Consider the following 9,762-nt stretch of genomic DNA (forward strand, 5'->3'; position numbering starts at 1 on the left):
GCCGCGAACTGCGCGGACCGCCCCCAACGCGCCACGTCGATCCGATCCAGCAGCGCCTCCGGGCGGAACCCCGGCACCTCCCCGGCGTTGCGGTGGGGAAAGCCGCCGGCGTCGAAGCTGCGGATCGGCGAGATGCCGGATCGGCCTTCGCGCAGGCCGTCGGTGAACGCGGAGACGCCGATCCCGATGCTGGACACCGGGCCGAGCCCGGTCACCACGACCCGGTTCATGCTCAGGCCTGGTCGGCTGAGTGACGCACCACCGCGTCGTAGACCGCTTTGAGGTTGCTCAGCTGCGGCAACTCCGACTGCGGAATCTCGATCTTGAACTTCTTGTCGATCCGCGCCAGGATCTCGATCGCCCGCAGCGAGTCGGCCTCGTAGTCCTCGGCGAAGTCGCCGGTCTCGGTGAGCTCCTCCGGCTCGAGCTCCAGCACCTCCGCCACGATCTCGCGGAGTTCGGCCATGCGGGGGTCGGTCTGCGTCATGACAGGTCAGCCTTTCCAGCGGAGGTTTGACGAAGCCGGCGGCACCCCGGGCCGGGACGAGTCCCGTCCGGTGGGGACGCCGACGGTTCCCGAGGTGGCGGTCTCGGCGCCGGCCGTGGCCGTGAGCGCCGTACGCGGGCGTCGGGCCGCCATCAGCGTCCCGACGCGGGCGATGCGGCGGTCGCCGACGTACGTCTCGCCGGTGGCGAAGGCGGTGTCGGCGATCACCCGTTCCAGGTGGACCACGTGACGCAGCACGTCGCCCGGGTAGGCGACGCCGTCGAAGGTGAAGTCGCGGGCCCCGACGAACATCAGCACGTGCTCGTCACCGATCGGGGTGTCCGACCCGGTCAGCCAGAGCAGGGCGGCGGTCTGCCCGAGTGACTCCACCAGCAGCGACGCCGGGTAGGCGTAGTCGCCGGGCGGTGCGTCGTCGGTCAGGGCCCGGTAGCAGGGCTCGGTGGCGGTGACCGTCTTGACCGCCTCGATCCGGTCACCGGGCGCCAGACCCAGCACCCGGTCGACGAGCAGCAGCGGGTAACGCTGCGGCAGGAGTGCCCGGACCTGGTGGTGCCCGAGCGCTCCCCCGGTGACGGTGGGCGGGCCCGACGGGTCGGACGCGGTGCCGGTCGCCTCGACCACGTCCCCGCCGTCGAAGCGGGCGCGCATCGTCACGGTCACCGTGCCGTCGTCGCGGCGGCCGGAGGCGGTCACCGCCCACCGGTCGGGCCCGTCGGCGACGGCCTTGATGTCCAGCGTCAGCCGGTCCGGCGGCAGCAGCGGCGCCAGGAACCGCACGGCCTGGACCGCGCGCGTGCGTAACCGGGGTCGGCCGGCGCCGCGCAACGCGATGTCGACCGCCTGCGCGAGGGCCTCCAGGACGAACACGCCGGGGAAGACCGGGAAGCCGGGGAAGTGACCGCACAGGTTCGGGTCGTCCGGGCGGACCGGCACCGCGGCGATCACCTCGACGTGCTCGCCGACGGCGGTGACCTGGAGGTCGTCGACGGCGGCCAGCGGCGCGGCGCCGGGCGGGCAGCGGCGGGTGGTGGTGGTGACGGTGGGGGTGCTCACAACGTGATCCCCCCGTCGACCTGGAACACCTGACCGGTGATGTAGCCGGCGCGCGGCGAGCAGAGGAACTCCACCAGGTCGGCGACGTCCTCGGCGCGGCCGAAGCGGCGCAGGGCGATCTGGCCGAGGGCCTGTTCGCGCAGCTTGCCGGAGAGCGCGTCGGTCATGTCGGTCTCGATGAAACCGGGGGCGACCACGTTGACCCGGATGCCGTACCGGGCCACCTCCTTGGCCAGCGAGCGGCTCAGCCCGATGATCCCGGCCTTGCTGGCGGCGTACGCGGTCTGTCCGGTGTTGCCGTACACACCGGCCACCGACGACATGTTGACCACCACGCCGGCTTTGCGCTTCATGAAGCGGAAGGTCATCGCGCGGCAGAGGTTCCAGGTGCCGGTGAGGTTGGTCGAGATCACCGCCGACCAGTCCGCCTCGGTGGAGAGCACCAGGGGGCTGTCGCGGGTGATGCCGGCGTTGTTGACCAGACAGTCGATCGGCCCCAGCGCGTCCTCGGCGGCGCCCACGAACGCCTCCACCGCCGCCAGGTCGGTCACGTCGCAGGGTGCGAAGTGCACCGGCACTCCGAAGGCCGCGACCTCGGCGCGGGTCTTGGCCGCCGCCTCGCTGGCGCTGCTGTAGCAACCGGCCACCGCGTAGCCCTGCTCGGCGAGCCGCAGCGCCGTGGCGCGTCCGATTCCCCGCGAGACGCCGGTCACCAGAGCTCGAAGCTGAGTGGTCAAGCCAACCTCCCCTGTCGGACGACTGCCGACCGAACGCGATACAACACTCCACTGACGCGTATGTTGTATCTGTTCCGCGCCAACATACTGACCCACCGGCGACGGGGTCAGCAAGTGGTGTCGTATGTTTTTTTTGCCACCTCGACGGGCACCGGACCGAGCTCGTCGAGCACCTGCGCGGTGTGCTGCCCGGGCGTCGGCGCGCCGTGCCGTACCCGGGTCGGGGTGCGGGAGAACTTCGCCGCCGGACCGACGATCGGCGCGGTGCTGCCGTCGCTGAGCACGGTGGGTTGCAGCATCTCCCGCTGCGCCAGGTACGGATCGGCGGCCACCTCGGCCACGCTGCGGACCCGGGAGACGGTCAGACCCCGCGCGACCAGCGCGGCGACCACGGCGTCCGCCGGCCGTCCCCGACACCACCCGGCCACCGTTGCGTCCACCTCGACCCGGTTGGCCAGTCGGTCGGCCGCGCGCCCGAACCCGGGGGCCCGCGCCAGCTCCGGGCGATCCATCGCCTCGGCCAGTTCCCGCCAGTGCCGGTCCAGCGCGACGGCCAGGTAGACCTGCCCGTCGGCGCAGTCGTAGACGTTGGACGGCACCACGAAGTCGGTCTGGTTGCCCCACCTGTCGGGCGGGCGGCCGGCGGCGGCGAGGGTGTGCAGGCCGGCGCTGCCGGCGAGCATGGCGTCGAACATCGCCACGTCCACGTGCTGCCCCTCGCCGGTCCGCGCCCGGTGCCAGAGGGCGCCCAGCGCCCCGATCGCCCCGTGCAGGCCGGCCAGCTCGTCGGCGAGGAACGTCGGCGCCCGGACCGGACCGGCCCCGGGCGGCCCGTTGAGCGCCATCCACCCGCTGGCCGCCTGCACGATCGGGTCGTAGGCCGCCTCGGTACGCCGGTCGCCGTACTGGCCCCAGCCGGAGATCGAGACGAAGACCAGGTCGGGACGGACGGCCCGGCACTGCGCCCAGCCCACCCCCCACCCGTCGAGCGTGCCGGGGCGGTAGTTCTCCACCACCACGTCGGCGGTGCTGACCAGTCGCAGGAAGGTCTCGCGTCCGGCCGGCTCCCGCAGGTCGAGCCCGGCGCTGCGTTTGTTGCGGTTGACCGTCTGCCGGAACCAGGACAACCCGGTCCCGGGGATCCGGGGCGGCACCTCGCCGTCGCGCCCGTGCGGCAGCTCCACCCGGATCACGTCGGCGCCCATGTCGGCCAGGATCGCGCTGGTCAGCGGGCCGGACCAGACCTTCGTCACGTCCAGTACCCGGATCCCGTCCAGCGGTCCGGCCAGATCGTCGCGGGCCTCGCGATAGAAGTCCCCGGCGTCGTGCCCGTGCACCGCGCTCACATCCGTTGCAGGATCGAGGCGGTGCCCAGCGCGCCACCGCAGCACATGGTGACCAGGGCCAGTTCCCGGTCGGTGCGTTCCAGCTCGTGCAGCGCGCTGACCAGCAGCCGGGTGCCGGAGGCGCCCAGCGGGTGACCCAGCGCGATCGCGCCGCCGTTGACGTTGACCCGTTCCGGGTCGGCGTCGTGTGCCGCCGTCCAGCCGAGCACCACCGCCGCGAACGCCTCGTTGACCTCGGCGACGTCGATGTCGGACAGTCGCATCTTCGCCCGGTCGAGGATCTTGCGGGTGGCCACCACCGGTCCTTCCAGCAGCAGGGCCGGATCGGAGCCGGTGACCACCTGGTGCAACAGGCGGGCGCGCGGGCGCAGCCCGAGCGCGGCGGCCCGCTCGGCCGACATCCAGAGGATCGCCGCCGCGCCGTCGGAGATCTGCGAGGTGCTGCCCGCGGTGTGTACGCCGCCCTCGACGGTGGGTCTCAACCCGGCCAACCCGTCCGGTGTGGTCTCGCGCAGTCCCTGGTCCCTGGTCACCTCGACGGTGCCGCCGTCGGGCGTGGGGGCGCGGACCGCGACCACCTCGGCGTCGAAGCGTCCCTGTGCCCAGGCCGCCGCCGCGCGGCGCTGCGACCGCAGCCCGTACGCGTCGGCGGCGGCCCGGTCCACGCCGTACTTGGCGGCGATCCGCTCCGCGCCGCCGAACTGCGCCTTGGGCGGGTCGTCCCACGGGTAGTCGTCGGTCTTGTAGTGGCCGGGCCCCTGGTAGAGGTTGGTGCCCACCGGCACCCGGGTCATCGACTCCACCCCGCAGGCGATCCCCACGTCGATCGCCCCGGCGGTGATCAGCGCCGAGACCAGGTGGTTGGCCTGCTGCGCCGAGCCGCAGGACACGTCCACGGTGGTGCAGGCGACCTCCGGGTCCAGCCCGGTGCTCAGCCAGGCGTTGCGGGTCACGTTCAGGCTCTGCTCACCGACCTGGGTGACACAACCACCGATGATCTGGTCCACCGCCGAGGCCGGCAGCCCGACCCGGTCGAGCACCTCCCGCTGCACGGTACGCAGCAGCTCGACCGCCTTGAGTCCGCGCAGCCATCCGTCCCGCCGGCCGATCGGGGTCCGCACCGCCGCGACGATCACCGCCTCCGCCACGGCGCTCACTCCCCGCGCAACGACAGGGCGAGCTTCGGGCAGCCGCGTACCGCCGTCTCGACCTGCGGCACCTGCTCCGCCGACGGCTGCTCGACCAGCACGTACATCAGGTCGTCGTCCCGGATCTCGAACACCTCCGGGGCGCTGTCGGCGCAGACCCCGTGGCTGTCACAGCGGTCGTAGTCCACGACTATCCACATCGTCTTCTCCCACGCTTCGGGTTGGCCGGGGCACGCCCACGATAGATGACGCATGTAGGATTCGCCGACCAGAAACAACAGACACTTGCGCGAGAGAAGAAACGTCGCATAGCGTCGGGCGGTCCGCTCCGGCGGGAAGCTTTCCCGATGGCACGTCCTGGAGGCCGAGCATGCTGACCGGATGCGTCCCCTGGCCCGACGAGTTCGCCCAGCGCTACCGCCGAGACGGCATCTGGCGTGGCGAGGTGCTGGGTGACCTGCTGCGACCCTGGGCCGCGCGGGACCCGGACCGGACCGCGGTGGTGACCCGGCACAGCCGGCACAGCTACCGCGAACTGGACACCCGCGCCGACCGGCTGGCCGCCGGGCTGGTCGCGCTCGGCATCGGGCCCGGTGACCGGGTGGTCGTGCAGCTACCGAACACCCCCGACTTCGTAGTGACGTGTGTGGCGCTTTTCCGACTCGGTGCGCTGCCGGTGCTGGCACTGCCCGCCCACCGCCGGGCGGAGCTGGTCTACCTCGCCGAGTACGCCGACGCGGTGGCACTCGTGGTGCCCGACGTGGTGGCCGGCACCGACCACCGGGACCTGGCCCGGGCGGTACGCCAGGCGGTGCCCACGGTCCGGCACGTGCTGGTGGCCGGCGAGCCGCAGGAGCTGACCGCGCTGGGCGACGTCGACGCGGAGCCGGTGGACCTGCCCGCCCCCGACCCGTCGGAGGTGGCGTTCTTCCTCCTCTCCGGCGGCACCACCGGGCTGCCCAAGCTGATCCCGCGCACCCACGACGACTACGCGTTCCAACTGCGCGCCACCGCCGAGGCGATGGGCTTCGACGAGCACGGGGCGTACCTGGCCGCGCTGCCGGTGGCGCACAACGCCGCACTGGGCTGCCCCGGCGTGCTGGGGGCGCTGCGGGCCGGCGGTCGGGCCGTACTCGCCGCCAGCCCCGCACCGGACGAGGTCTTCCCGCTGGTCACGGCCGAACAGGTCACGCTGACCACGCTGATGCCGGCGCTGCTGCCGGTCTGGACCGAGACGGCCGGCATCTTCGGCGCCGACCTGTCGAAGCTGGTCATCGAGGTGGGCGGCGCCACGCTCAGCCCTGAGGTTGCCCGCCGGGTGCGCCCGGCCACCGGCGCCACGCTGACCCACTGGTTCGGGATGGCCGAGGGGGTGCTCTGCTTCACCCGCCCGGACGAGGGCGACGAGGCCGCCGCCACCAGCCAGGGCACCCCGCTGAGCCCCGCCGACGAGCTGCGGGTGGTGGACGAGGCCGACCGCGACGTGCCCGACGGCGAGGTCGGCGAACTGCTCGCCCGGGGTCCGTGCACGCTGCGCGGCTACTACGCGGTGCCCGAGCACAACCGCACGGTCTTCACCGCCGACGGGTTCCTGCGCACCGGTGACCTGGTCCGCCGCGACGCCGCCGGGCGGCTGGTCGTGACCGGTCGGATCAAGGACGTGGTGAACCGGGGCGGCGAGAAGATCTCCGTCGACGAGGTCGAGGCCCACCTGATCGCGCACCCGGCGGTGCGTACCGCCGCCGTGGTGCCGGTGCCGGACACACGCCTCGGCGAGAAGACCTGCGCGGTGATCGTCGCCCGGGACACCCCACCCGCCCTCGGGGACCTGCACGACTTCCTCCGCGAGCGCGGACTCGCCGACTTCAAGCTGCCCGACCGGCTGCACGTCGCGCCCGCGCTGCCGTACACGCCGGTCGGCAAGATCGACCGGCGGGCGCTGGCCCGCGAGGTGGCGGCGGCGTGACCCGCCCACCGCCGGTCGCCGGCACCACCGACCGGGTGCTCTGGCTCGACTCACTGCCCGCCGACCAGCTCGCCCTCCGTCCGCCGCTGGACGGCGACACCAGCGCCGACGTGGCGATCGTCGGCGCCGGCTACACCGGCCTGTGGACCGCGTACTACCTCAGCGTGCACCGCCCCGAGCTGTCCGTCGTGGTCGTCGACGCCGGCCGGGCCGGGTTCGGGGCCTCCGGGCGCAACGGGGGCTGGTGCACCGCCGAGATGCCGGCGCTGCTGCCGGGTCTGATCCGCCGGCACGGGCCGATGGCCGCGATGCGGCTGTACCGGGCCGGTCAACGCACCCTCGACGAGCTGCGCAAGGTGTTCGCCACGGAGGGCATCGACGCGCACTGGCGGCACGACGGTTCGCTCTACGTGGCCCGCAGCGCGCCCCAGGTGGACCGGCTGCGCGGCTGGCAGGAGGTGCGGGACAAGCTCGGCATCACCGGGCTCACGCTCACCGTCGGGCCGTCGGCCGCCGCGCAGATCGGTCTGACCGGGGTACGCGCCACCGCGTACACACCGCACTGCGCCGCCGTGCAACCGGCCCGCATCGCGCGCGGCCTGCTCGCCGCCGTCGAACGTCGCGGGGTCCGGGTCGTCGAGCGGACCCGGGCCCTGCGGATCGCCCCGGGAGTCCTGGTCACCGACTCCGGTACGGTGCGGGCCAGGTCGGTGCTCTGCGCCACCGAGGGGTACACCGGCCGACTGCCCGGCCACGCCCGCCGGGTGCTGCCGCTGCACTCGTACGTGCTGGCCACCGAGCCGCTGGACGACGCGGTGTGGCAACGCCTGGGCCTGACCGACCACCGGACCGTCGCCGACGGCCGCTACCAGTTCGGCTACCTGCAACGCACCCTCGACGACCGGCTGGTGCTCGGCGGGCGGGGCGCGTACTACCGGTTCGGTTCGGCCGCCGACCGTGGCCGGGGCGCCGACCGCCGGGCGCACGACCGGCTCCGCCGCACCCTCGCCGAGCTGCTGCCCGACCTCGCCGACGTGCCGGTGTCGCACCGCTGGAGCGGGGTGTACGGGTTGCACCGGCACACCGAACCCGAGGTGGTCTACGACCGGGACACCGGGCTCGGGCACGCCGGCGGCTACGGCGGCGAGGGCATCGCGCTGAGCAACCTGGCCGCCCGGTCGCTGGCCGCGCTGGTGGCCGGCGCCAGCCGCCCGGAGACCCGGCTCTGCTGGGTGGACAACGCGTCCCGCCGGTGGGAACCGGAGCCGTTGCGGTTCATCGGCGTCCGGGGCGTGAGCGCGGTCGCCACCGGAGCCGACCACTACGAGCACCGCACCGACCGGACGGCGCCCCTGGCCCGGCTCGCGCTACGCGCCATCGTGTGAGCCAGCCGACCAGCGGTGCGCCCCCGACCAGCGACGAGGAGCCTGGCATGGACGACCTGCAGAGGATGCGCAAGGTCTGGGAGTTCATCTTCCAGCAGTCGATCACCGACGACGCCGACTTCTTCACCGATCTCGACGGCGACTCGATGGCCGCTGCCGCCCTCGTGCACCACGTCGCCGAGGAGTTCGGTGTCTCGCTGCCCCTGTTCGAGGTCTTCGACCGCCCGACGCCCGCGGAACTGCTCGTGGCCGTACGGGAACAGCTCACGGTCGGCTGACCGCCGGCCACCCCAGCGAGGAGCACGATGGACCAGCTCACGGCAACCGGGTTCGGACTCAGCGACCTCCAGCAGGCGTACCTGATCGGCGAGCTGGGTGACTTCCAGCTCGGCGGTCCCGCGCTGTTCTACGAGGAGTACGCCGCACCTCCCTTCGACACCGACGCGTTCGCGGCGGCCGTGCACGCCCTGCTCCGCCGGCATCCCATGCTGCGCTGCGCGGTCGGCGAGGACGGCCAGGTGCGGATCCTGGACGATCCGCCCTCCCCGCTGTCGATCCGGTCGCTGCGCGGTGAACCCGTCCACCGCCGCGCCGAACTGCTGGCCGCCGGTCGCCGGGAACTCTCCGGCGACGGACCCCCGCTGACCGGGCCGGCCGCCTTCCGCATGCTCGTCTGGTGCGACGACGGCGAGTACCTGGTGCAGATGGCCGGGCGGCTGATCGTCTTCGACGGGCAGTCCGGCGAGGTCTTCGCCCAGGAGCTGCGGACCCTGCTCGCCGGTGGGGAGCTGGCACCACTGGAGTTCACCTACGAGCGGTACCGCCGGGAACTGGACCAGCGCCGGGACGGCCCGGAGTACGCGGCGGCCCGCCGGTACTGGACCGACCGGCTCGACGACCTGCCCGGGGCGCCGGAGCTGCCGCTACGCCGGGGCGGGCGGCACGACGGTCCGCTGGTCCGGCGCGTCTTCACGCTGCCGGTGGCGGTGACCGACGCGTTCACCGCCGCGCTGCGCCGCCGTCGGCTCACCCCGACGATGGCGGTGGCCGCCGCGTTCGCCCAGGTGCTGCGGCACTGGAGCCGCCAGGACCGGTTCACCGTCAACATCATGTACGGCGAGCGGCTCAACCTGCACCCGGACGTGTCCCAGCTGATCGGCAGCTTCGCCAGCACCCTGCTGCTGGAGTGCTCACCCGCCGGCGGGGAGAGCGACTTCGCCGCCGACGCCGCCGCACTGCGCGGCCGGATGCTGCGCGACATGGCACAGGGCGCGTTCAGCGGGGTGTCGGTGATCCGGGAGCTGAACCGCCGCTCCGGGACGGTCTCCGGTGCCCGGATGCCGGTGGTGTTCACGAGCATGCTCGGGCTCGGCTCCGACACCGACCCGGTCTTCCTGGAACTGCTCGGCTGGCAGCGCCGTGAGTCGCTGGTCCGCACCCCGCAGGTCGCCTTTGACCACCAGGTGTTCATGCGGTCCGGGGAGATGGTGTTCAGTTGGGACACCGCCGACGGGCTCTACCCGCCCGGAATGGTCGACGACATGTTCGCCGCGTACCGGGACCTGCTCATCGACCTGGCCGGCGACGACGCGGCCTGGTCCGGTCTCTGATACACATCT

The 9,762-nt window shown here is 73.2% G+C and carries 11 protein-coding genes; 4 read left to right on the forward strand and 7 right to left on the reverse strand.

Going from position 1 to position 9,762, the window contains the following annotated elements; genetic code table 11:
• The 7 genes from EYA84_RS19235 to EYA84_RS19265 form a co-directional block, all read right to left on the reverse strand.
• Nucleotides 1–230: beta-ketoacyl synthase N-terminal-like domain-containing protein (locus EYA84_RS19235; protein WP_275540806.1), on the reverse strand; the 230-nt coding region annotated here is incomplete at its 3' end.
• A gap of 2 nt (nt 231–232) precedes the next feature.
• Complete coding sequence (locus EYA84_RS19240) at nt 233–487, reverse strand: acyl carrier protein (protein ID WP_131054435.1); 255 nt, start codon at nt 485–487, stop codon at nt 233–235.
• A 6-nt stretch (nt 488–493) separates the two neighbouring features.
• Complete coding sequence (locus EYA84_RS33555) at nt 494–1,561, reverse strand: 3-hydroxyacyl-ACP dehydratase FabZ family protein (protein WP_236145849.1); 1,068 nt, start codon at nt 1,559–1,561, stop codon at nt 494–496.
• Nucleotides 1,558–2,298, reverse strand: a complete 741-nt coding sequence (gene fabG / locus EYA84_RS19250) for a 3-oxoacyl-[acyl-carrier-protein] reductase (RefSeq protein ID WP_131054436.1) — start codon at nt 2,296–2,298, stop codon at nt 1,558–1,560. The genes EYA84_RS33555 and fabG overlap by 4 nt, the downstream gene beginning before the upstream one ends.
• 107 nt (nt 2,299–2,405) lie before the next feature.
• Entirely contained in the window at nt 2,406–3,644 is a 1,239-nt protein-coding gene (locus EYA84_RS19255) for a CaiB/BaiF CoA-transferase family protein (protein ID WP_131054437.1), read from the reverse strand.
• The gene (locus tag EYA84_RS19260) at nt 3,641–4,792 is read right to left on the reverse strand and encodes a steroid 3-ketoacyl-CoA thiolase (protein WP_131054438.1); all 1,152 of its coding nucleotides are present in this window, start codon (nt 4,790–4,792) and stop codon (nt 3,641–3,643) included. The genes EYA84_RS19255 and EYA84_RS19260 overlap by 4 nt, the downstream gene beginning before the upstream one ends.
• A gap of 5 nt (nt 4,793–4,797) precedes the next feature.
• Entirely contained in the window at nt 4,798–4,992 is a 195-nt protein-coding gene (locus EYA84_RS19265; RefSeq protein ID WP_131054439.1) for a ferredoxin, read from the reverse strand.
• Between the two features lie 170 nt (nt 4,993–5,162).
• Here EYA84_RS19265 and EYA84_RS19270 point away from each other — a divergent pair, with 170 nt between their 5' ends.
• Genes EYA84_RS19270 through EYA84_RS19285 form a run of 4 tightly spaced genes read left to right on the forward strand, consistent with a single transcriptional unit; the run spans nt 5,163 to nt 9,753 of the window.
• Nucleotides 5,163–6,758: a (2,3-dihydroxybenzoyl)adenylate synthase gene (locus EYA84_RS19270; protein WP_131054440.1), complete on the forward strand. Its 1,596-nt coding sequence runs from the start codon at nt 5,163–5,165 to the stop codon at nt 6,756–6,758.
• Nucleotides 6,755–8,143 (forward strand): FAD-binding oxidoreductase, encoded by a 1,389-nt coding sequence (locus EYA84_RS19275; RefSeq protein WP_131054441.1) that lies wholly within the window; start codon nt 6,755–6,757, stop codon nt 8,141–8,143. Before EYA84_RS19270 ends, EYA84_RS19275 begins: the two co-directional genes overlap by 4 nt.
• Before the next feature lie 47 nt (nt 8,144–8,190).
• On the forward strand, nt 8,191–8,421 hold the full coding sequence (locus tag EYA84_RS19280; RefSeq protein WP_131054442.1) for an acyl carrier protein: 231 nt from the start codon (nt 8,191–8,193) through the stop codon (nt 8,419–8,421).
• Nucleotides 8,422–8,448: 27 nt separating this feature from the next.
• On the forward strand, nt 8,449–9,753 hold the full coding sequence (locus EYA84_RS19285) for a condensation domain-containing protein (RefSeq protein ID WP_131054443.1): 1,305 nt from the start codon (nt 8,449–8,451) through the stop codon (nt 9,751–9,753).
• Nucleotides 9,754–9,762 lie beyond the last annotated feature (9 nt).

Origin of the sequence: Verrucosispora sp. SN26_14.1 (genome assembly GCF_004307965.1) — a bacterium.
Lineage (GTDB): Bacteria > Actinomycetota > Actinomycetes > Mycobacteriales > Micromonosporaceae > Micromonospora.

What these genes read in the sequence shown, in the direction of transcription:
- EYA84_RS19280 (WP_131054442.1), top strand. Translation starts at nt 8,191, where the DNA reads ATGGACGACCTGCAGAGGATGCGCAAGGTCTGGGAGTTCATCTTCCAG.
- EYA84_RS19285 (WP_131054443.1), top strand. Translation starts at nt 8,449, where the DNA reads ATGGACCAGCTCACGGCAACCGGGTTCGGACTCAGCGACCTCCAGCAG.
- EYA84_RS19265 (WP_131054439.1), bottom strand. Translation starts at nt 4,992, where the DNA reads ATGTGGATAGTCGTGGACTACGACCGCTGTGACAGCCACGGGGTCTGC.
- EYA84_RS19270 (WP_131054440.1), top strand. Translation starts at nt 5,163, where the DNA reads ATGCTGACCGGATGCGTCCCCTGGCCCGACGAGTTCGCCCAGCGCTAC.
- EYA84_RS19240 (WP_131054435.1), bottom strand. Translation starts at nt 487, where the DNA reads ATGACGCAGACCGACCCCCGCATGGCCGAACTCCGCGAGATCGTGGCG.